This is a genomic window from Micromonospora sp. WMMD980 (genome assembly GCF_029626035.1).
GTDB lineage: Bacteria > Actinomycetota > Actinomycetes > Mycobacteriales > Micromonosporaceae > Micromonospora.
In genome coordinates this window covers 4,413,827-4,435,037 of the sequence record NZ_JARUBE010000003.1, presented here as the reverse complement: position 1 = coordinate 4,435,037, position 21,211 = coordinate 4,413,827, and the positions used below count along the sequence as shown (strand labels likewise).

21 protein-coding genes are annotated in these 21,211 nt (G+C 70.2%); 12 read left to right on the top strand and 9 right to left on the bottom strand.

What is annotated here, in order from left to right; genetic code table 11:
• Nucleotides 1-116: 116 nt before the first annotated feature.
• On the bottom strand, nt 117-1,871 hold the full coding sequence (locus tag O7618_RS20795) for a biotin carboxylase N-terminal domain-containing protein (protein WP_278107795.1): 1,755 nt from the start codon (nt 1,869-1,871) through the stop codon (nt 117-119).
• Between the two features lie 132 nt (nt 1,872-2,003).
• Here O7618_RS20795 and O7618_RS20790 point away from each other — a divergent pair, with 132 nt between their 5' ends.
• From O7618_RS20790 to O7618_RS20775, 4 genes are all read left to right on the top strand, one after another.
• A complete protein-coding gene (locus tag O7618_RS20790) occupies nt 2,004-2,597 on the top strand; it encodes a PadR family transcriptional regulator (protein WP_278110094.1) in 594 nt (197 codons plus the stop codon).
• Between the two features lie 94 nt (nt 2,598-2,691).
• Complete coding sequence (locus O7618_RS20785; RefSeq protein ID WP_278107794.1) at nt 2,692-3,651, top strand: ATP-binding cassette domain-containing protein; 960 nt, start codon at nt 2,692-2,694, stop codon at nt 3,649-3,651.
• 17 nt (nt 3,652-3,668) lie between these two features.
• Nucleotides 3,669-4,424, top strand: a complete 756-nt coding sequence (locus O7618_RS20780; protein ID WP_091060882.1) for an ABC transporter permease — start codon at nt 3,669-3,671, stop codon at nt 4,422-4,424.
• 104 nt (nt 4,425-4,528) lie between these two features.
• Complete coding sequence (locus tag O7618_RS20775; protein ID WP_278107793.1) at nt 4,529-5,890, top strand: MFS transporter; 1,362 nt, start codon at nt 4,529-4,531, stop codon at nt 5,888-5,890.
• 80 nt (nt 5,891-5,970) lie between these two features.
• Here O7618_RS20775 and O7618_RS20770 read toward each other — a convergent pair whose 3' ends face one another.
• The 5 genes from O7618_RS20770 to O7618_RS20745 form a co-directional block, all read right to left on the bottom strand.
• The gene (locus O7618_RS20770) at nt 5,971-6,624 is read right to left on the bottom strand and encodes an O-methyltransferase (protein ID WP_278107792.1); all 654 of its coding nucleotides are present in this window, start codon (nt 6,622-6,624) and stop codon (nt 5,971-5,973) included.
• A 9-nt stretch (nt 6,625-6,633) separates the two neighbouring features.
• Nucleotides 6,634-7,290 carry a Maf family protein gene (locus tag O7618_RS20765; protein ID WP_278107790.1) on the bottom strand — a complete coding sequence of 219 codons (657 nt, stop codon included), beginning with the start codon at nt 7,288-7,290 and terminating at the stop codon, nt 6,634-6,636.
• 10 nt (nt 7,291-7,300) lie between these two features.
• Nucleotides 7,301-8,527, bottom strand: coding sequence for a S8 family serine peptidase (locus O7618_RS20760; RefSeq protein WP_278107789.1), 1,227 nt, complete (start codon nt 8,525-8,527; stop codon nt 7,301-7,303).
• 1,261 nt (nt 8,528-9,788) lie between these two features.
• Nucleotides 9,789-10,241 (bottom strand): hypothetical protein, encoded by a 453-nt coding sequence (locus O7618_RS20750; protein WP_278107787.1) that lies wholly within the window; start codon nt 10,239-10,241, stop codon nt 9,789-9,791.
• Between the two features lie 101 nt (nt 10,242-10,342).
• Nucleotides 10,343-10,555 carry an acyl-CoA carboxylase subunit epsilon gene (locus tag O7618_RS20745; protein WP_278107786.1) on the bottom strand — a complete coding sequence of 71 codons (213 nt, stop codon included), beginning with the start codon at nt 10,553-10,555 and terminating at the stop codon, nt 10,343-10,345.
• Between the two features lie 91 nt (nt 10,556-10,646).
• Between O7618_RS20745 and O7618_RS20740 the strand changes: the two genes are divergently transcribed.
• Nucleotides 10,647-12,641 (top strand): serine/threonine protein kinase, encoded by a 1,995-nt coding sequence (locus tag O7618_RS20740; protein WP_278107785.1) that lies wholly within the window; start codon nt 10,647-10,649, stop codon nt 12,639-12,641.
• An 87-nt stretch (nt 12,642-12,728) separates the two neighbouring features.
• A complete protein-coding gene (locus O7618_RS20735; protein ID WP_278107784.1) occupies nt 12,729-12,944 on the top strand; it encodes a hypothetical protein in 216 nt (71 codons plus the stop codon).
• Between the two features lie 71 nt (nt 12,945-13,015).
• Here the strand turns inward: O7618_RS20735 and O7618_RS20730 are convergent, their stop codons facing one another.
• Nucleotides 13,016-13,768: a GH25 family lysozyme gene (locus O7618_RS20730; protein ID WP_278107783.1), complete on the bottom strand. Its 753-nt coding sequence runs from the start codon at nt 13,766-13,768 to the stop codon at nt 13,016-13,018.
• Between the two features lie 93 nt (nt 13,769-13,861).
• Nucleotides 13,862-14,422: a Uma2 family endonuclease gene (locus tag O7618_RS20725; protein ID WP_278107781.1), complete on the bottom strand. Its 561-nt coding sequence runs from the start codon at nt 14,420-14,422 to the stop codon at nt 13,862-13,864.
• 504 nt (nt 14,423-14,926) lie between these two features.
• Here O7618_RS20725 and O7618_RS20720 point away from each other — a divergent pair.
• A complete protein-coding gene (locus O7618_RS20720; RefSeq protein ID WP_278107780.1) occupies nt 14,927-15,355 on the top strand; it encodes a hypothetical protein in 429 nt (142 codons plus the stop codon).
• 492 nt (nt 15,356-15,847) lie between these two features.
• On the opposite strand, the gene O7618_RS20715 is transcribed toward O7618_RS20720, so the two are convergent.
• Nucleotides 15,848-16,414 (bottom strand): GntR family transcriptional regulator, encoded by a 567-nt coding sequence (locus O7618_RS20715; RefSeq protein WP_278107779.1) that lies wholly within the window; start codon nt 16,412-16,414, stop codon nt 15,848-15,850.
• Between the two features lie 161 nt (nt 16,415-16,575).
• Between O7618_RS20715 and O7618_RS20710 the strand changes: the two genes are divergently transcribed.
• The 5 genes from O7618_RS20710 to O7618_RS20690 all read left to right on the top strand — a co-directional run bounded on the left by O7618_RS20710 (nt 16,576) and on the right by O7618_RS20690 (nt 21,174).
• Nucleotides 16,576-16,899: a hypothetical protein gene (locus O7618_RS20710; RefSeq protein ID WP_278107778.1), complete on the top strand. Its 324-nt coding sequence runs from the start codon at nt 16,576-16,578 to the stop codon at nt 16,897-16,899.
• Nucleotides 16,900-16,925: 26 nt separating this feature from the next.
• Nucleotides 16,926-18,263: an FtsK/SpoIIIE domain-containing protein gene (locus O7618_RS20705; RefSeq protein WP_278107777.1), complete on the top strand. Its 1,338-nt coding sequence runs from the start codon at nt 16,926-16,928 to the stop codon at nt 18,261-18,263.
• Nucleotides 18,264-18,363: 100 nt separating this feature from the next.
• Nucleotides 18,364-19,713 carry a replication initiator gene (locus O7618_RS20700; protein WP_278107776.1) on the top strand — a complete coding sequence of 450 codons (1,350 nt, stop codon included), beginning with the start codon at nt 18,364-18,366 and terminating at the stop codon, nt 19,711-19,713.
• Nucleotides 19,710-19,901 carry a helix-turn-helix domain-containing protein gene (locus O7618_RS20695; RefSeq protein WP_028191248.1) on the top strand — a complete coding sequence of 64 codons (192 nt, stop codon included), beginning with the start codon at nt 19,710-19,712 and terminating at the stop codon, nt 19,899-19,901. Before O7618_RS20700 ends, O7618_RS20695 begins: the two co-directional genes overlap by 4 nt.
• Complete coding sequence (locus tag O7618_RS20690; protein ID WP_278107775.1) at nt 19,891-21,174, top strand: site-specific integrase; 1,284 nt, start codon at nt 19,891-19,893, stop codon at nt 21,172-21,174. The genes O7618_RS20695 and O7618_RS20690 overlap by 11 nt, the downstream gene beginning before the upstream one ends.
• Nucleotides 21,175-21,211: the final 37 nt, after the last annotated feature.

Sequence of the window (21,211 nt, the reverse complement as noted above, 5' to 3'; positions counted from 1 at the left end):
GCCATCATTCCCGCTCCCGGCGCTCCCCGCCGCCGCTGGTGGCCCAGACCACCCGCCGCGCGAGGTGTTAAGAAGGGGCCCCGCCTATACCGGAGGCGTTAACAGGGGGCCCCGCCTTACCCCTCGATGGTGCAGATGGGGGCGCCGGCGGTGATGACGGCGCCGACCTCGGCGGCCAGCCCGCTCACCGTGCCGGCCTTGTGCGCGTGCAGCGGCTGCTCCATCTTCATCGCCTCCAGCACCACCACCAGGTCGCCCTCGGCGACGGTGTCGCCGTCGGCCACGGCGATCTTGACGATGGTGCCCTGCATCGGGGAGGCGAGCGTGTCCCCGCCGACCGCGCCGCCGGCCTTGCCCGCGCCGCCACGGCGGGCCGGCTTGCGCGCGGCGGGCGCGGCGGCGGCCGTACCCGCGCCGAGGCCGGCGGGGAGGACCACCTCGATGCGCTTGCCGGCCACCTCGACCACGACGGTCTCGCGCTCGGCCGGGCCCTCGGCGGGGCCGGCGGCGGCGGTGAAGGCCGGCACGGTGTTGTCCCACCCGGTCTCGATCCACCGGGTGTGCACGGTGAACGGCTCAGCGGTGAACGCCTCGTCGCGGACGACCAGGCGGTGGAAGGGCAGCGCGGTGGCCATGCCGTCGACGACCATCTCGTCGAGCGCCCGGCGGGCCCGCTCCAGCGCCTCGGTACGCGTCTCGCCGACGATGATCACCTTGGCCAGCAGCGAGTCGAAGTTGCCGCCGATCACGTCGCCGGCGGAGATGCCGGTGTCCACCCGCACGCCCGGGCCGCTGGGCAGCCGCAGCGCGGTGACGGTGCCCGGGGCGGGCAGGAAGTTGCGGCCCGGGTCCTCGCCGTTGATCCGGAACTCGATGGCGTGCCCGCGCGGCGTCGGGTCCTCGGTGATGCGCAGCTTCTCCCCGTCGGCGATGCGGAACTGCTCGCGGACCAGGTCGATGCCGGCGGTCTCCTCGGTCACCGGGTGCTCCACCTGGAGCCGGGTGTTGACCTCCAGGAAGGAGGTGGTGCCGTCCGCGCCGACCAGGTATTCCACAGTGCCGGCGCCGTGGTAGCCGGCCTCCCGGCAGATCGCCTTGGCGCTGTCGTGGATCTGGGCGCGCTGCGCGTCGGTGAGGAACGGCGCGGGCGCCTCCTCGACCAGCTTCTGGTGCCGGCGCTGGAGCGAGCAGTCCCGGGTGCCGACCACGATCACGTTGCCGTGCTGGTCGGCGAGCACCTGCGCCTCGACGTGGCGGGGCTGGTCGAGGTAGCGCTCGACGAAGCACTCGCCCCGGCCGAACGCGGCGACCGCTTCGCGGGTGGCCGACTCGAACAGGTGCGGGATCTCCTCCATGGTGCGGGCCACCTTGAGCCCGCGCCCACCGCCGCCGAACGCCGCCTTGATGGCGACCGGCAGGCCGTGCTCGGTGGCGAACGCGGTCACCTCGTCGGCGCCGGCGACCGGGTCGGGCGTGCCGGGGACCAGCGGGGCGCCCGCGCGTTGGGCGATGTGCCGGGCGGTCACCTTGTCGCCCAGGTCACGGATCGCCTGCGGGGTGGGGCCGATCCAGGTCAGGCCGGCGTCGATCACGGCCTGGGCGAAGTCGGCGTTCTCGGAGAGGAAGCCGTAGCCGGGGTGCACGGCGTCCGCGCCGGCCCGGGCCGCCACGTCGATCAGCTTGTCGATGCGCAGGTAGCTGTCGGCGGCGGTGTCGCCGCCCAGGGCGTACGCCTCGTCGGCGAGCGTGGCGTGCAGGGCGTCCCGGTCGGAGTCCGCGTAGACGGCGACGCTTGCCAGCCCGGCGTCGCGGCAGGCGCGGATGACGCGGACGGCGATCTCGCCGCGGTTGGCGATGAGGACCTTGCGCACCTTGGGGCTCCTCCCGGGAGGTCGATGCCGGGAGTGTATCGGCCGGTGTACCGGCCCTAACGATCGCTCAGTGTGGGATGCCGCACTGTAGTCAAACTTGGCTATTACGCTTGTCCGGTGTCGGCGACGCGGATGATGATTCTGGGCCTGGTCAGGTGGATGCAGCCGGTGCACGGCTACGACGTGCGCCGCGAGCTGTTGAGCTGGAGTGCTGACAAGTGGGCCAACGTGCAGCCCGGGTCGATCTACCACGCGCTGCGCAAGCTCACCGACGAGGGGCTGCTGCGGACGGTCTCGGTCGAGCAGGTGGGCGCCCGTCCGGCCCGGACCACGTACGAGGTGACGGCGAAGGGGGAGGACGAGTTCGAGACGTTGCTGCGGGCGCAGTGGTGGCAGGTGCACGAGTCGCCGGACCCGTTCGCGGTGGCGTTCTCGTTCCTGCCGGCGATGCCTCGCGACGAGGCCGCGGCGGCGCTGCGCAACCGCGCCAATCTGCTGCGTGCCGGCGTCGAGTCGATGCGCGCGTCGTTGGACTCCGACTGGGTGCGCACCCGCAAGCCGGTGCACGTGGGCTGGATGTTCGAGCTGTGGCTGGCCCGGGCGGAGGCCGAGACGGCGTGGTGCGAGCGGATCGCGGAGCGGATCGAGTCCGGGGTGTCGTACCTGCCCGCGGGGATGGAGCGCGGGGAGGGCTGGTCCGGCTGGACCGACGGTGACGCGAAATAACCAACGTTGACTATAAGAGCTATATCGCGTTAGCCTCGACGCGAACCACTGACCGGTGGCCGGGCAACTCCGGCCCGGACGACCAGGAGCAGAAATGATCGAGACCAGGGGGCTGCGGAAGTCGTTCCGCTCCCGCGCGGGTCGCGAGACGAAGACCGTGGACGCGGTGCGCGGCGTCAACCTCGACGTCGCCGCGGGGGAGATCTTCGGCTTCCTCGGGCCGAACGGCGCCGGCAAGACCACCACGCTGCGGATGCTCGCCACCCTCATCGAGCCGGACGGCGGCGAGGCCACCGTCGCCGGCGCCGACCTGCTCAAGGACCCGGCCGGGGTGCGCCGCCGGATCGGCTACGTGCCCCAGGGCGGCAGCACCTGGGACGAGTCCAGCGCTCGCGAGGAGCTGGTGCTCCAGGCCCGCCTCTACGGCATCGCCAAGGCCGACGCGAACCGGCGCGCCATCCGCGCGCTGGACGCCTTCCAGCTCAGCGAGTACGCCGACCGCAAGTGTAAGACCTACTCCGGCGGCCAGCGCCGACGGGTCGAGATCGCGCTCGGCATCATCCACGAACCGAAGATCGTCTTGCTGGACGAGCCGACCACCGGCCTCGACCCGCAGAGCCGCGCGCACATGTGGGACGAGATCCGCCGGCTGCGCACCGAGGGGATGACCGTCTTCATCACCACGCACTACCTCGACGAGGCCGACGCGCTCTGCGACCGCATCGCCATCATGGATCACGGCGAGGTGGTCGCCGAGGGCACTCCGACCGAGCTGAAGCGCGAGATCTCCGGCGAGGTGGTGATCGTCGGCCTGGACGCCGCGACCACCCCGCAGGCCGCGCAACTGCTCGACACCGAGGCGTACGTGACCAAGCTGGAGACCGCCGACGAGGGCGGCCTCCGCCTCTACGTCGACGAGGGCGCCGTCGCCATCCCGCAGGTGCTGCGCCGCCTCGACCACGCCGGGCTGGAGCTGCGCTCGATCGAGCTGCACCGCCCCAGCCTGGACGACGTCTTCCTCACCAAGACCGGCCGCTCGCTGCGCGAGTCCTGACCCCCGGAGAAGCTGTCATGAAACTCGCCCGCGACACCTGGTTGATCTTCCAGCGCCAGGCGCAACTGCTGCTGCGCAACCCGGTCTGGGTCTTCGTCGGCGTCTTCCAGCCGGTGATGTACCTGCTGCTCTTCGCCCCCCTGCTCAAACCGGCGCTGAACGCGCCCACGCAGGCCGCCGCGTACAAGATCTTCGTGCCCGGCCTGCTCGTCCTGCTGGCCATCTTCGGCGGCCTGTTCCAGGGCTTCGGCCTGATCGCCGAGCTGCGCGCCGGCGTGATCGAACGCTCCCGGGTCACCCCGGTCAGCCGCCTCGCGCTGCTGCTCGGCCGCTCCCTGCGCGACGTGGTCTCGCTGATCGCCCAGGCCGTCATCATCACCGTGCTGGCGCTCCTGTTCGACCTGCGCGTCTTCATCGGCTACCTGCTCCTGGCCTACCTGATGCTCGCCCTCATCGCGCTGATGACCTCGGCCGTCTCCTACGGCGTCGCGCTCAAGGTCAAGAGCGAGGACGCGCTGGCCCCGCTGATGAACACCGTCGCGCAACCGGTGCTGCTGCTCTCCGGCATCCTGCTGCCGCTCACCTTCGCCCCCGGCTGGTTGCAGGGCGTGGCCAAGTGGAACCCGTTCTCCTGGGCGGTCGACGGCACCCGCGCGCTCTTCGACGGCGACCTCGGCAACGACAACGTCTGGCAGGGCCTCGGCATCATCGCCGTGCTCGCCGTGGCCGGCGTGGTCTGGGCCGCCCGCCAGTTCGCCCGCAGCGTGCGGTGAAAGGCGGGGCCCCCTGTTAACGCCTCCAGTAGAGAAGGGGCCCCTTCTCACACTCACGAGAGCTGCTGGCGGGGTGCCGGCCACGCGTGCGTAGCGTCGGGTTGGTGCCCCGCCTCACCCGTGACCGGACCACCTGGCTGACCTACGGCCAGCTCGGCCTCTGGGGCTTCTTCCTCTACGGGTTCGGCCCGGTCGTACCCCTGCTCCGCGACGAACAGGCCACCAGCGCCGCGGTCGCCGGCCTGCACAGCACCGGCATCGCGGTCGGCGCCCTGGCCGGCGGCGCGCTCTTCGCCCCGGTCGCCCGCCGCTTCGGCCGCGGCCCGGCCGTCTGGCTCGGGCTGGCCGGCGTGGCCGCCGGCGTCACCGCGCTCGGCCTGCTCCGCCCGCTGCCCGCCACCATCGCCGCCGTCGCGATCGTCGCGACCTTCGGCATGATGGTGATCAGCGGAGTCAACGTGGTGCTCACCGCCCGGCACGGGCCGGCCGCGCCCGCCGCGCTCACCGAGGCCAACGCCGCCTGCGCCGGGATGGGCATCCTGGCCCCGCTGACCATCGGCGCCACCGTCGACGCCGGCCTCGGCTGGCGACCGGTGATGGCCGTCGAGGTCGGGCTGATCACGTTGCTCGCGCTCACCGCCATGACCTTCCGGGTACGCCGACCGAAGCGCGCCCCCGCTGCCGCGGCTACCGCCCGACCTGCCGTGGCCTCAGCGGTCCTTCCCGTGCCTGCCGGTCCGGGTGTCGAAGCCGGATCCACCGCTGCGGGTGCCGTCCGGGCGTCGGCTGGCACCGAGGTCGCGCGGCCAGGTGCCGGGGAGCGCGAGATCCCGGACGGTTCGCGTTCGGGTCGCAGAACAACGGCAAGCGGCTACGATCCCGGCTCCCCGGCGGGTTCGCAGCGGCTGCCGCGGGCGTACTGGATCGCCTGGGTGTTGATGTCCGTCACCGGGTCGATCGAGGTCTGCCTGTCGCTGTGGACCGCCGACGTGCTCCGGACCCACGCCGGCCTGAGCGCCGGCGGGGCGTCGGCCGCCGTCGCGGCGATCGTGTGCGGCATGTTCGCCGGCCGGCTCGCCGGCGGCCGGGCCGCGATGCGTTGGCCTCCGGTGTCGCTGCTGCTCGGCGCGCTCACCGTCTCACTGGCCGGGTTCACGCTGTTCTGGGCGAGCCCGGTCGGCTGGCTCGCGGTCACCGGTCTGGTCGTGCTCGGCCTGGGCAACGCCCTGCACTACCCGCTGGCGATCTCCATCGCGCTCGCGGTGGCCGGTGGGGCCGCCGATCGGGCGGCGGGCTGGTCGTCGTACTCGATGGGGGTGGGTTTCGGGATCGCGCCCGTCGCGCTCGGCCGGGTGGCCGACGGCGTCGGACCGCACGCGGCCTTCCTGCTGCTGCCCGCGTTCATCGCGGTGGCCGTGCTGCTGACCGTGCGGCTGGGCCGGGCCCTGCACCCCGAGCCGGCCTGACCACGCGCTCTTGATCGACTCCACTTCGGCGAGGTGGCGGGGTCCGGTCCCACCGGATACCGCCACCTCGCCGACCTGGCTCAGCGCACCCGGGCGAGGGTCACCCCGTCGGCGATCGGGAGCATGACCGCCTCGACGCGGACGTCCGCGAGAACCTCGTCGTTGAAGGCGGCGATGGCCCGGTCGTCCGCGTTGCGCGGGGCGAGCACCCGGCCGGCGCGCAGCGTGTTGTCGACCGCGATGACCGCGCCGGAACGCATCCGCGGCACCAGCTCGTCCCAGTAGACCGGGTAGCCGACCTTGTCCGCGTCGATGAACGCGAAGTCGAGATGACGCTCCCGGGGCAGCTCCCGCAGCGTTTCGGCGGCCGGCCCGATGCGTAGCTCGATCCGGTCCTGGACACCCGCCCGAGCCCAGTAGCGGCGGGCCACGCCGGTGTAGTCCTCGGAGATGTCGAAGCAGGTCAGCCGGCCACCCTCGGCCAGCCCGCGGGCGATCGCCAGCGAGGACAGCCCGGTGAACGTGCCCACCTCCACCGCCTGTCGCACACCCAGCAGCCGGGTCAGGAAGGTGAGGAACGCCGCCTGCTCCGGCGCGACCTGCATGTCGGCCTCGGCCGGCAGGGCCGCCCGGGTCTCCTCGGCCAGTTCCCGGACCACCTCGTCCGGGGTGGACCCGTGGGCCACCAGGTAGGCGTGCAGTTCCGGGGTCAGCGGCAACGGCTTCGTGGTCATGCCCGGACGTTAGCCGAGATGCTCGATCTCCTGGCCCCCCGGCGCGACCTTCGTCCACAGGTCGACAAGACGCAGCTCCAACTCGCCGAGGAGCCGGCGCAGCAGCGGCAGGGAGAGCCCCACCACCGTGCCCGGGTCACCCTCGATACCGGTCAGGAACGCGCCGCCAAGCCCGTCGATGGTGAACGCGCCGGCCACCGCCAGCGGCTCACCCGTCGCCACGTACGCGGCGATCTCCTCGTCGGTGATGTCGGCGAAGTGCACGGTGGTCGACGCGACCGCCTCCGCGCGGGCCTCGTGCACCACGTCGATCAGGCAGTGGCCGGTGTGCAGGACGCCGCTGCGCCCGCGCATCCGCTGCCAGCGCCGGGTCGCGTCGGCCGCGTCGGCCGGCTTGCCCAGGATCTCCCCGTCGAACGCGAGCACCGAGTCGCACCCGAGCACCAACGTGCGCTCGCCCCCGGCGGGACGCAGCCGGCCGAGCACGGCCTGAGCCTTCAGCCGTGCCAGTTCCAGACACAGATCCTCGGCCCGAGCACTGACCACCTGCGACTCGTCAACGCCGCTGACCAGCACGTCGGGCTCGATCCCGGCGGCTTGGAGCAGCTTGCGGCGGGCGGGGCTCTGCGAGGCCAGGACGAGGCGCAACGGCACGGAGGTCGACACCTCGCCGACGCTACCGGCTGATCCTCGGCGGCGGGTCGCCGGCACGTCGACGACGACGCCAGACCAGATAACCGCCGCCCGCGGCCAGCAGCACACCGAGGGTCGCGAAGCCCCGAGCCGTGCCGCCGCCGTCGCCGCTGGGCCCGGCCGCCGTCGAAGCCGGCGCGGTGACCCCGCTCGACCCGAAACCGATCGGGGGTACGTCGGCGGTGAGCGCGGCGACCAGGTCGATGACCCCGTAGCCGTACTCGTCGTCCCGGCCGGGTGGGCCCTTGTCGACGGCAGTCGCCGTGAGCCGGTGTGCGACCTCGGCCGCGGGGAGGTGAGGGTATTTGGAGCGAATCAACGCAGCGGCCCCGGCCACGATCGCGGTGGCACTAGAGGTTCCTGTGCCCTTCGAGTACTTGCCGCCATAGCTGGTGCTGTAGATGTCAACGGCAGGCGCTACGACGTCGATCTCCGGGCCGCTAACTGAAACCGGGGCGTGAAGCCCAGAACGATCAACGCCTCCGACCGCGATCACGCCGGGTTCTTCGGCGGGATAGCCAACGTATGCGTCTTCTGGCTTATTTCCAGCCGCCGCAACAACGACTATATCTGCTGATAGCGCATCTTGTATTGCTCTCACCAATTTTGTGCTCGTGGCGCCACTGCTAGAGATGCTGATTACTCCCGCATGGTGGGCGATCGCGTAGTCGATCCCGGCCGCCAGGTCGTCGGCCTGGCCAGTGTTGGCTGCCCCCGATGACCTAACGGGAAGTATCTTAGAATCTGGAGCGATCCCCAGGGCTCCCTTATTGTTCGGTTGGCCATGGGCTGCAATTAGGCCAGCCATCCCTGTTCCATGACTATTTCTATCTAAAAGCCCGTCGCCGGGGCTCCCTGGGATGGTTGACGTGCCAACCAGTAGGTTTCTGCGAAGATCGGGGTGGCGATCAACTCCCGTGTCTAGCACTGCTACTATCACCCCGCTTCCTCGGCTTACGGCGTTGGCGGCCTCTGTCTTCAAGAAACGCAGATGCCACTGGTCGTTTCGTATTCTGTCCCGTGGCGCGGGCGCCTCCCAGTTCGCGCTGGACTGATCAGGTGCAGCTCCAGTTCCACTGAGAAGCAGCAGTGCTATTGCGGCGAAAGGTGCCCAATTCACCGGTCGAAGCCAATTGCGGGGCCAGGATCTATTGGCCCTTCTTCTTCTGGGGGAAGCATTACGGGGTTGACCCCTCGGCTCGTCTGCCATGGGTGATCCGGGTCCCAGTTCGGTTTTTCATCCGATTCTTCTCGATTCGAACCTATTCGCCCAATCCTGGTCGTGTTGGTCGGGGAACCGCCTACTGGGAAAGCGCTCTGGTTCCCCAGCGGTGGAGTGAATCGTCCTGTTCCCGGCCTAGAACCCGCAGATCCGCTTGGGGCAGTCCCCGCGCCACCTCCCCCGATTACTCCTCCTACGGGATTAACTCGTCGCGGAGTGCCAGACGCTGGCTGGCTGATGCCGGTGCCGGGCGGCGAACCGATGAAGCCGCTAGGAAGCGTTGGCCGAGGAGGGCTGGGCGGCGACGGGCGAACCGCAAGTCCTTCGCCAGGGCGGAGGTTCGGGGGGACGGAAAGTTCGGGGCGAGTGGGCAAGCGCCCCTCCATGCCGTTCAGTGGCGGTATGGCGGCCTGGGCGCTGTATCCGGGTGATGCGGCGGGAGTCGTATTGATCGGTGGGGTCGCTTGGGTAGGTGATTGGGCCGTTCCAGCCCCTCCCAAGATTGGCCCAACAGCCCCCGCTGCGGGTGTCGACGGCCGTGCCGGCGTTGCAGAAAGGGCCGCCATTTTGGGGGTGTGGTTTCCTGTTGAGGATGGTATTGAAATCGGCAAAACTGGCGGAATGGCAGGTGGGGCCTGTCCGTATATATCAGGGTCGTTTACCTGGCGACCAGGTCGAACTGGTGCTGGCGGGCGTTGGAGCATGACCTGGGCGAGCTGGAGTTCCCCGCTCAACCCCGTCATCAACCCGCGCGCCCGTACGTTCAACTGCTCCAGGTCGTCGTTCGTGACCGGCGGACGTTCCGGCAACCGGCTGCCAGCCACCGCCTTCGGGTCGGCGATCGTCGCCTCGTAAGCCCGCTTCTGGCCGAGCTTGGTCGCGTACTCGTCGTAGAGCGGCTGCAACTCGGCGCGGGCGCCGCCGATGGCGCGGGCGGCGGCGGCGAGCGCGTCGTAGTTCGCGGCGGCCGCGTCGTGGGTGCGCTGCACCCGGTCGATGAGTTGGTCGAGTTCGCCCACGTAGGCCCGCGCGGCGGCGTTGGTCTCGGGCGGCCACGCCTCGGCGAGCCCGCGACGGTATTCCCGCAGCCGGCCCAGGTGCGCCAGCGCGAGGTCGCAGACCTTGCGCCAGCCGGCGACCTGCTTCCACTGGCCGGTGGTGTCCTGGTCGTGCAGGCACGCCCACATGCTGAGCACGTCCATCAGCCGCCAGTCGGTGAGCCCGGAGGTGCGTCCGCCGCCCCGTTCGATCACGGCAGGACCACCCGCCCCTGGTCGGGGCCGGTGGGGTCGGCCAGTGGTGGGGTCGGGCGGGCGGCCGTGGTGGTGGGTGTGGCGAGTGCCCGCTCGACGTCGGCGACTCGGGCGGAGGAGAAGGCGTCGGAGTCGTCGTAGTGGGCGGCGATCCGGCCGGCGGCGTCGGCGAGCCGGCCGGTGGCGGGCGCCAGGTCCCAGACGGCGCTGACCGCGGCCTTCTGCGTCTCGTGGTGGGCCTGGAGGAACTGGACCAGCTCGATGAAGGCGTCGGCCGGGTTGGGCACCAGGGCCTTCATGTCGTCGGCGATGTAGGACAGGTGGGGGGCGTAGTTGCGGGTGACCTCGTCCTGGAGTCGGTCGGCGAACTCCCTCATCTGTCGGATGTCGGCCTCGATGCCGCCGTAGTCACGCAGCCAGCCGGCTGGCCGGTTGTCCTCCGGGATCATCGGACCTCCCTGCCCGTCACCGCACGGTTTCCCTGAGTGAGGTTAATGGCTCCGCGCGGATCCCGGCAGCCCCAGCCCGGCTCGCGTACGCGGGGAAGGTTTCAGCGGGGAAGGCCCGAGGCGCGCCACGCGCCGGGACCTGCGGCGAGCGTCGCGCCGGCGCGGTGGGCGCTGCGCGACCACCGCGACACGGCGGGCGGTGCGGCGGCGGCGACGGGCCGGGTGCGGACCACGATGGCGCCGACCAGAGCGGCCAGCTCCTCGGCGGTGGGCACGCCACGGACGACCCGGAACATCGGCTCTTCGGCAGACATGGACCCAGGGTACGCGTCGCGAACTCGACGGTCGGCATACAGTGGCGTGCCGGCGGTGTGCGCGTCGGAGCGGCCGGGTACCGTTTCTGCGATGTCGAACGCACTTCCCCAACTCGTCGCTGACCGGTATCGGCTTCTCACGCCGCTCGGTCAGGGCGGCATGGGCCGCGTCTGGAAGGCGCGGGACGAGGTGCTGCACCGCGACGTCGCCATCAAGGAGCTGGTCCCGCCGCCCGGCCTCACCCCCGACGAGCGCCGTGAGATGCGGGAACGCTCGCTGCGCGAGGCGCGGGCCATCGCCCGCCTCAACAACGTCAACGTGGTCCGCATCTTCGACGTGCTGCGCACCGACGGCGATCCGTGGATCGTCATGGAATACGTGGCGTCGAAGTCGTTGCAGGACACGATCGCCGAGGACGGCCCGGTCTCGGCGGCCAAGGCGGTCGAGATCGGCCTCGGCGTGCTGGGCGCGCTGAAGGCCGCGCACAAGGCCGGCATCATGCACCGCGACGTCAAGCCGGGCAACGTGCTGCTCGGCGAGGACGGCCGGGTGGTGCTCACCGACTTCGGCCTGGCGACCATCCCCGGCGACCCGAACGTGACCCGCACCGGCATGGTGCTGGGCTCACCCGCCTACATCTCGCCGGAGCGGGCGCGGGACGGCACGGCCGGGCCGGAGGCCGATCTGTGGTCGCTGGGCGCCACGCTCTACGCCGCGGTGGAGGGCAAGTCGCCCTACGCGCGCCCGTCGGCCATCGCCACGTTGGCGGCGCTCGCCACCGAGCCGATGCCGCCGCCGCGCAACGCCGGGCCGCTCAAGCCGGTGTTGCAAGGGCTGCTGCGCAAGGACCCGGACGAGCGGATCACCGCCGAGGTGGCGGAGCGCATGCTGCGCAAGGCCGCCGGGCGGCGGGCCAAGAGCATTTCCCTGTTGGACGGCGTACGCCGGCCGGGGCCGAACGGTCCGCGCGCGCCGCGGCCGCCGTTGGTGCCGGCGCCGCGTCCGGCCGACGACCAGGTGCAACGCGCGGCCGCCGGCGCGTCCGGGGTGGCGGTCACCGGGGGTACGGCGGCGTCCGCCGACCCGACCGCGAAGGTGCCGGCACCCATCTCGGACGCGGGCCCGACCGCGAAGGTGTCGCCGCCGGTCGCCGACCCGACGACCACGCTCGACGCCGACCCGCCGGTCGACGCGACCCGGGTGGACGACGTCCCCGCGCTCGACGAGAGCCGGGGGGACGACGCCGCCCCCGCGCTCGACGAGACCCGGCTCGACGGGGAGCCGGTCACGGCTCCCGCGCAGCGCCCGGCCCCGTCCGACTCCGCCCCGGTCAGTCCGGCGCCCTCCCCCGGCCGGGCCACCGTGCCGTCCGGCGTCAAGACCGCGCCGAACCGGCGCAACCTGCTGATCGGCGCGCTGGTCCTGGTGCTCCTGGTTGGGCTGGCGGTGGCCCTGCCCCTGCTCAACAACGGCGACGACGACGGTGACGGCGGCGGGCCGACGGCCGGCTCCTCGGTGGCGTCGGCGGGCCCGCCCGCGCCGACCGCCAGCGCCGCACCGAGCGCGGCCGCCTCGTCGGCCAGCCCGTCGGCCAGCCCGTCGCCGTCGGCGAGCCCGTCCCCGACCGGGTTTGTGCTGCCGGCCGGCTGGAAGTACTACACCGGCTCGAACGGCTTCAAGGTGCCGATCCCGAAGAACTTTCAGGCCAAGGCGGAGGGGAATCAGGTCACGCTCTACGAGGTCGGTGGTACCAATCGGGTGCTGTTCATGCAGTGGACGGACAGCCCGGAGAAGGACGCGGAGGCCGACTGGAAGAGCAAGGAGTCGGCCCGGAAGAACTACGTCCGGAACTACAAGTACCTCAGCATCACCCGGTGCGACGGCTACTACCGCACCTGCGCCGACTGGGACTGGCTGGAGACGCGCAGCGGCAACGTCCGGTTCCACGTGCGTAACCGGGGTGTGGCGACGGCCAGCAACCGGGGCTTCGCGCTGCGCTGGGAGGTCCCGGCGAAGGACTGGCAGGCCAACCTGCCCAACTTCGACATCATCACCAAGGGCTTCGTGCCGGATCGCCGCAACTGACGCTGGGAGTCTCGCCGGTGTGAAACTGGTTCGCATGACTTTCCGTAGTCGGGGGTATGAACACCCCGACGACGAAGGAGGTGCGACATGGGTTACCGACACAGGGACACCGGCCCCCGGCTGGCACTGTGGATGCTGGTCGCGCTCGGCGACGCCGTCCTGCTGCTGGTCGCCGCCGGCCTGTCCGCGCCGGTCGCGGTCCTCGGCGTGCTCACCCTGACCGTCGCCGGGGTGGCGGTGTGGCGCTGGACCCGGCGACCCGCGACCGTGCCCATGGCGACCGCCGCGCGGCGCCGGGCCTGAGGCGAGAACCAAGACGGTACGACGACAGCGGGACCGCCCCAGATCGGGGCGGTCCCGCTTCCGTGCGTCCGTCAGGTGTTGTTGGCCAGGGCGATCAGCCGGCTCCGGTCACCGTTCCAGTAGTTGCGGTCGACGTTGCCGCTGATCCCGGAGACGCTGCCGGTGCTGGTGTACTGCCAGAAGCTCCAGACCGACGCGCCGGCCGGCAGGGCGCCCGGCGTGCTGGACCAGCGGGCGAGCCAGAGCGGGTGGTTGGCCCACGGGCCGGTCCAGCTGCCGGTGCACTGGTTCCACCAGCTCGTGGTGGTGTAGATGACCGCGTACCGGCCGGTGCGGGACTTGTAGGTGTTGAGGAAGGACTGGACCCAGTTGCGCATGCCGGTGGTGCTCAGGCCGTAGCAGTAGCCACCGCTGTACGGGTTGGCCTCGATGTCCAGCGCGGCGGGCAGCGTACGGCTGTCCGCCGACCAGGCGCCGCCGTTGCTGGCCAGATAGTTCGCCTGGGTGGAGCCGGCGGAGATGTTCGGCCGGGCGAAGTGGTAGGCACCCCGGATCACACCGGCGTTGTAGGCGTTCACGTAGTTCGAGTTGAAGTTCGGGTCCTTGTAGCTGGTGCCCTCGGTGGCCTTGATGAAGGCGAACTGGATGCCGGCGTTGCGCGCACTGGTCCAGTTGATGCTGCCCTGGTAGCGGGAGACGTCGACGCCGGGGGTGGTCGCGGCGGCGGCCGGTCCGGCGGTCGCCACGAGGGCCGCGGCCGCGGTGGCGGCCACGGTGAGGCCGGCGGCGAGCAGCTGGCGCACGGAAAGTCTGGTACGGGCCATGGGGTGCCTCCAGAGGACGTCTACTGATTGACGCCCATCTTTGGAGGTTAGTGCCCTAGATCGCAATAGGATGCAAGAAAATTTTCACTTCGTTCAGCGGAGCGTGGCCGGATCCATCGCCCAGCGGAACGGCTCGGTCACGCTGAGCGTCTCACCAGCCTTCGCCACGCGGTCCTCGACGTAGTGCCCCTCGTCGAGCCGGTGCAGCCGCAGCGAGTGGGTGTCCCCGTCCTGCTCGACCAGCAGGTAGAACGGGATGCGGGCGATCGCGTAGAGCTGCATCTTGACCAGCCGGCCGGCGGCGGCGTCGCCGGGCGAGACGATTTCGCCGACAAGCGCGACGCGGCCGGCATCCAGGATCACTCCGTCGTCGTCAGCATCGGTGACGACGAGATCCGGGATCACGATCCGGTCGGCTCCCAGCCGCACGTCGATGGCGTCGTAGACGAACAGGCCGACCGGTTCGGCCGCCATCTCGACAGCGTTCGCCAGCCGTCGTGCCACCCGCTGGTGCCGCCGACTCGGGGCAGGGCTCACGATCAGGCCCCCGTCGAGCAGTTCGACGCGGTCGTGGCTGTCGCCCAGCGTGAGGTAGTCGGCCTCGGTCCACGGGCCCACGTGCGAGCTGTAGGGCTCCAAGGGAGCTGCGCTCACCGACCTCACCTCCGTTCGGACGCCTCGTCCGATCAGTTCCACACACTCTATGTGCTCGCCGGCAACACCCCGGTGCTCGTACACAACTGCGGAGAAGCGATCGTTCACCTCGACCCGGATGCGAAGCATGCTCTGATCACCGTCAAGAACGGCGATGAAGTGCTTCACACGGAGCAGTTCGGTGGTGTGAACACCCCGACGAACGGAGTGGCTGAGTTTGACCCCGCGACGCTATCGCCGAACACCATCAATGTTCGCATTCCTCTGCCGAATCCGGGGGGTGCAATGGCGTACGCCGAGGTCATGATGGCGAGGACGGCGAGAGGGCAGTATCCACGTTACAATCTAGCTGCGCAGAGTTGTGTAACTTATTGTGCTCAGGTTCTCCGGGCAGGCGGCGTGTCGGACATACCGACACGCACGAAGGCTGCGACTGAGTGGCTACTCAGGAAGCATGGTTAGCGTCCATGGAAGCTGGTTGTCGGAGTAGCAGGGGCGGTACCAATGGCTGATTTTGATTGGCTCAGTGAGCTTCCGGATGAGTGGAAGCCGCCGGGTGAGCTGCTAGAACCTAGTAAGAGTGTTGAGGCGAACCTTGCGATAAGAATGCTGTCGTGTGACTATCTTGGTCACGAGGTTCTTGTGCTCCTTGGGCGCTTTATTGCAGAACACTCTCTGTTTACGCTGTGGTTCTTGAAGGAAGGGAAGGCCTTGCAGCGTGGGCTTAAAGAGACGGCTATCCTGGCCGGACTTCCACTTGAACAGACTCGGGCCGTATATGAGGCATGGAGGCGATTCGAGGAAATTTCGGATATGCAGGAGGCGGACGCAATATTGGGAGAGCGGCGGCGTGCTGCACAGGAGGAGCTCTCCTCGGCGCTGCAGGCAGGTGTAGAGACCCTCTCGCTGGCGAGGATAGCGAATCCAGAATAAGGGATTCAGCAAATCGCACTGATGCCCAAAGGTGGTCTGGAGGAGCCAGGCAGCGTTCCGGGTAAACGTTGCCTGGCTCTTCGAGTCCAATTCCTGGCGATTACGCATTGTAGTCGTAGACTGTCGACAGTCGGGGTCGTCTGCTCGGGTTGCCGTCACCGTTGCCGTCAAAGGCAAGGCACGTATGGCGATGTGCCGATGTCATGCACAGTGCCTGGGATCACGGCGCGGAGGTATGCGTGCGGTGGCGCGCCGCGTAGCGGTGCGGCGTCGATCCCCGGAAGCGTCCGTTGAGAGTGGCTGGTGAAGGGATCGTCCGGCCCCGGCTGGTCGATGGCTGGGGCTCGTGGTTGGCCCGGTGTTGGTGGGCGTGCGCGCGGGGCCGTAGGCCGTAGCGCGTGCGCGTGGCCCGGCGTCAGCCGGGCCGCTCTTGATCCTGTAGAGCAGTTTTGAGCCAGCCGGATCTTGGTCGGGGGCCTTGATCCGGCTGGCTTACTGCTTTGGTGCGCGGCTGCGGCTGCGGCTGCTGCGTGAGCGCTTGGCGGGTGATGGCGCGTCGTCGTTGCTGGGGCGTCGGAGGTGTTCGGGCTGCTGGGCGAAGTTGCCTCGGTCGGCCTGGTATTTGATCACTTCGTCGATGAGGTCGCTGTTGGTGTCGGCGTGGCGTAGCAGGTCGTGCAGGGCTGCGTTCTTGTCGTCGGCGGTGCGGGCGTGGTGGTAGCGGATGGTGATGGCCTGCTGGTCGGCGAGGTAGGCGGTGACTCGGCGGCGTAGGTCGGGGTCGTCGATGGGTTCGCGGAGGACGCCGCCGCGTAGTAGGTCGAAGGCGTCGGGGTGGACGAAGGTGCCTTTGCCGGCGACGCTGTAGGTGATGCGTCGGTGTTGGAGTTCGCGTAGTGCGCGTTGGGCGGTCATGGAGGCCACGCCGTAGAGGTCGGCCATCTTGCGGGCGGACGGTAGTGGGTCGTTGGGGTTGAGGCGTCCGTCGCGGATCTGGTCGAGGATGTCGTCGACGACCTGCTGGAACAGGGCTCGCTTGTCGTCTGGGTCGTGGGCCATGCGCTGATCGTAGCCGCCGTCATGGGTTGATCAGGCGGGATGGGCGTCACATGACACTCGTGTCTCTAAACACCTCTTGACCGTCACAGGTGTCACGTGACACCTTATATGCACGGGACGCACGCCGCAGTGGCGTGGACCGGAGCAGAGGAGAACACAACATGTTGGTGTTGCCGATTGATGGCAGCCAGACGCTGCTGGTGCTGGCGGTGCCGGCGCCGCAGTTCAAGGACAAGGCCAATGGTGTGGCCGCGACGGATCGGGTCACGGGTGCGCCGTTGGTGGAGGTGCCCCTCGCGTTGACGGTCGAGGGTGGGCAGCCGCAGGTGTTGCGGGTGTCGGTGCCGCTGCCGGCGGTGCCGAAGGACCTGGCCGTGGGGCAGATGGTCAAGGCGTCCGGGTTGACGTTCGTGACAGGGGAGAAGAACGGTCGGGCCTGGCAGATCTTCCGGGCGTCGGCGTTGACGGCGGTGAAGCCCGGATGATCCATCCCCCTGATGTTCGTCTGATCATGGCGGTACCGGCGGTCGTGCTGGCGGTCGCCGCCCTGGCCGTACTCGTGTGGCTCGGCGCGCACGCCGTGCGGTACCTGGTAGCAGGCAGGCAACTCCGTCCGGTGCTGCGGGTCGCGTGGCGGATCAGGTACACGTGGCGGCGGACTGCCCGCCAGGTCGGGCTCGTGCAGTCCGAGCGGGTCCGCCCGCCGTGGTGGTCCAACCGTCCGCCGGGCACGGTCGTGACTCGGGAGTTGATTCCGGCGGTGACGGTGGCGGCCGAGCGGTGGGGTGTGCGCGTCGACGCTTCCACCGTGGGCCGTATCGGCGTTGAGGAGTTCACGCAGGCGGCCGGGCATCTGGCCGACGTGTGGCGTGTGCCGCTCGTGAGGGTGGCGCAGGTCCGTCCCGGCCTGGTCCGGATACGGGCGCTGCTGCACGACCCCCTCACCGAACCCGCGACATGGACCGAATCGGCAGCGGCCGGGACGGATCCGGCGGTGTGGGTCGCTGGCGTCGATGCCGACGGTCAGCCGGTCACGATCCGCTCGGCTGGTGTTTCCGGCGTGGTGGTGGCCGGGCTGGCGGGTTACGGCAAGACGTCGTTCCTCAACGCCCGGTTCTGCCAGCTTGCCCCGTGCCCGGCGGTGCAGTTCGTGCTGATCGACGGCAAGGGCGGCCCGGACTACGACGACCTGTTCACCCGCGCGTGGCTGTCGGCGAAGGACAACCCGGAGCAGGTCCGTGACCATCTGACCCGGGTGCGGGAGTTGATGGTCGCCCGTCAGCACGCGATCCGCTCGGTGCTCGGGGTGAAGAACGTGTGGCACGTCGGCCCGTCCGCCTCCTGGCCTCTGGTCGTGGTGGTGATCGATGAGGCGCACACGTTCCTGAACGAGACCAAGGGCACCGACGCGCAGTCCAAGCGCTTCGACGCCCTGGCCCGGGAGACGGCCCGGCTGGTGGAGGAGCTGATTCGTAAGGGCCGCAACGTCGGCATCCAGGTCGTTCTGGCGACGCAGAAGGCGACCGGGGATGCAATCCCGACGAAGGTCCGCGACAACTGCCAGGTCGCGATCAGCTTCGCGCAGCGCACCTCGGAGGCGGCCACGGCGGTGCTCGGCTCGGACATCACGGCCGCGCCGAATGAGCATCCGCGTCGGCTGCAGGACCCGGCCTACGTCGGGGTGGCGTCGATGGTCGCGCAGGGCCGGCCCGGGTTCACCCTGGTCCGCGCGCCGTACGTGCCGGACGCGACCGCCGATGCCATCGCTGCCGCGACCGCGCACCTGGTCCGCGACCCGCTGCACCTGTTGACCACGCGGGAGGCGGTGGCCGATGCCGCACCCCGATGACGAGTTCCCCGGGCAGAGCGGCGGCCCATTCCGCCAAGAACACTCCGCCGCGCTGCCCGGGTCCAGCCCCTATCCCAGCACTGAGAAGGAACCACCCTCAATGATGTCACCCCACCCCATACCGGCCGACCCGGGCGGCTTGCTCCGCGTCGCGGCCTCCACCGACCTCGCCCAGCAGGTCGGCCAGTGCCGGCATCCAGTCGCTGTCGCCGGTAGCAGTCTGCTCGTCGAGCGTGGCACCGGCCGGATCGTCGACCGCTTCGATACAGCCACCACATCGGGCCGGGTGGTCGGGCTGCGCTGCCGCAGCCGCCGCGCGTCGGTCTGTCCGGCCTGCTCGGCGCTGTACAAGCTGGACGCCTACCACCTGATCGCCGCCGGCCTGCATGGGGGGAAGAACACTCCGCCGCAGGTCGCCGACCGGCCCCGGCTGTTCGTCACGGCGACCGCGCCGTCGTTCGGGCCGGTACACCTCGGCCCGGACCGGCACGGCCAGCCGCGCCCCTGCCACCCCCGCACCCGGCGTATGCCCGTGCGTCGTAGCTGCGGCCGGTGGCACCTCGCCGCCGACCCGGCGATCGGCACGCCCCTGGACCCGGCCGGCTACGACTACCCCGGTCAGGTTCTGTTCAACGCGCACGTCGGACTGCTGTGGGCACGGTTCACGACCGAGACGCGTCGTGGCCTGGCTGCCGCAGCCGGTCTGCCTCGGGCGGTGGCGGCCCGGCAGGTACGGGTGGTGTTCGCCAAGGTCGCCGAGTTCCAGGCCCGAGGCGTGGTGCACCTGCACGCGATCGTCCGCCTGGACGGCGCCGACGGCCCGTCCTCGGCCCCGGCCGGCTGGGCCAGCGTCGACCTACTCGACCACGCGATCCGCGCCGCGATCCGGCGGGTAGAGGTGACCACCCCGGCCTGTCGCCGGGTGCCCTTGCGACGGTTGAGGTGGGGCCGGCAGGTCGACGTCCGCCCGATCACCCGCGCTGATGGAATGTCGGAGACGGTGGTGGCCCGGTACGTCGCAAAGTACGCCACCAAGGCCGCCGAGACGGTCGGGGTCGACCTCGGCCCGATCTACTGCCGCACCTGCGATGGCCACGGCACCAACCCCACAACGACGGTGCTGTGTCACCGGTGCGCGGGCACTGGTCGGCGACCCGGCGCCAGCCTGCGGCACCTGAGCGGGCACGCCCGCCGGCTGGTCGACACCTGCTGGTGGCTGGGCGTCCAACCCGGCCTCGGTCGGCTGCGGCTACGCCGGTACGCGCACACCCTCGGCTTCCGGGGCCACTTCGCCACCACCTCCCGCACCTACTCCACCACCCTCACCGCCCTGCGCGCCGAACGCCGCAACTGGATGGCCGACCGGCATGCCGAGCGGGCCGGCGTCGACCCGGCGAGCGTGCTCGTCGTCGGCGACTGGCGCTACGCCGGACCCGGAGGTGGGGCGTGACTGCTGACCTGCTCACCGTGGCCCAGGTCATGGACCGGCTCCAAGTCTCCAAGCACACCGTCTACCACCTCATCCGCACCCGACGACTGCGGTCGGTGCGCATCGGCCGGTGCCGCCGCATCCCCACCACGGCCCTGGCCGCCTACCTGCGTGAGTTGAGCGGGGAGGTGACCGGTCATGGCCGGTAGGAAACGCGCCAACGGTGAAGGCACCGTCTACCAGCGCGCCGACGGCCGGTGGGAAGGCGCCGGCTACGTCCAGGCCGCCGACGGCAGCAGCCGCCGGGTCCGCGTCTACGGCGCCACTCGCAAGGAAGCCGCCGACAAGCTGGCAGTCAAACTCGCCGAGTCCCACCGTGGCCTACCCGCGACCGCCGACCCGACGCTCACCGTCGGCGACTACCTCACCCGCTGGCTGACCACCGTGGCGGTCCACCAGGTACGCCCCACCACCTACGCCAACTACGACACCTACATCCGCCAGTTCCTCATCCCCGCAATCGGTCACCGCCGGCTCGCCGCGCTCACCGTCACCGAGGTCCGCACCTTCCTCGACACCATCCAAACTGTGTGCCAGTGCTGCGCCCGCGGCTGGGACGCCCGCCGCGACCCGCACCACCCGCGCAAGGACCGCCGGCCCCGCTGCTGCGCCGTCGGCGCCTGCTGCCAACGCCACCTGAAGCCGGCGACCGTCCGCTACATCCGGGCGGTCCTGTCCGCAGCCCTCGCCCACGCCGTACGGGAGGAACTCTTGCACCGCAACGTCGCCTCCCCGGTCCGGCTCCCCACCCCCGCACGCAGCCGATACCAACCGTTCACCGCCGGCGAGGCCCGCAAGTACCTGTACGCCGCCGCGTTCCACCGCCACGGCCCGCTGTTCGAACTCGCGCTACGCACCGGCCTGCGGCGCGGCGAAATCCTCGGTCTGCAATGGTCCGACATCGACCTTGATGCCGGGCACCTGTCTGTACGCCGCACCCTCGCCCGCACCAAAGGCGGCATGACCTTCCAACCACCCAAGACGGAGGCGTCGCAACGGCGGATCCTGCTACCCCGAGACTGCATCGCCTCGCTGACCCGCTACCGGCGCCGGCAGGACATCGACCGGCGGGAAGCCGGCGACACCTGGACAGATCTCGACCTGGTGTTCGCCTCAACTACGGGCGGGCCGCTCGATCCTGCCAACGTGCACCGTCAGCACGAGACGATTTGCTACCTCGCCGAGGTCCGCTACATCCGCTTTCACGATCTCCGACACACGTGCGCGACGTTGCTGCTGGAACAGGGCGTTGAACTCGTCACCATCAAGGAACTCCTCGGCCATGCCCGGCTGCACGTTACCGCCGACATCTATGCCCACGTCCGACCCCGCCTGCACCGCGACGCCATCGAAGCCATGAACCGCGCCCTGCACCCCGACGACACCGACCCGGACGACGACACCCCACCCGCAGACGGCTGATACCCGATCAGCGGCGCCCCGACCGGACCCATGATCC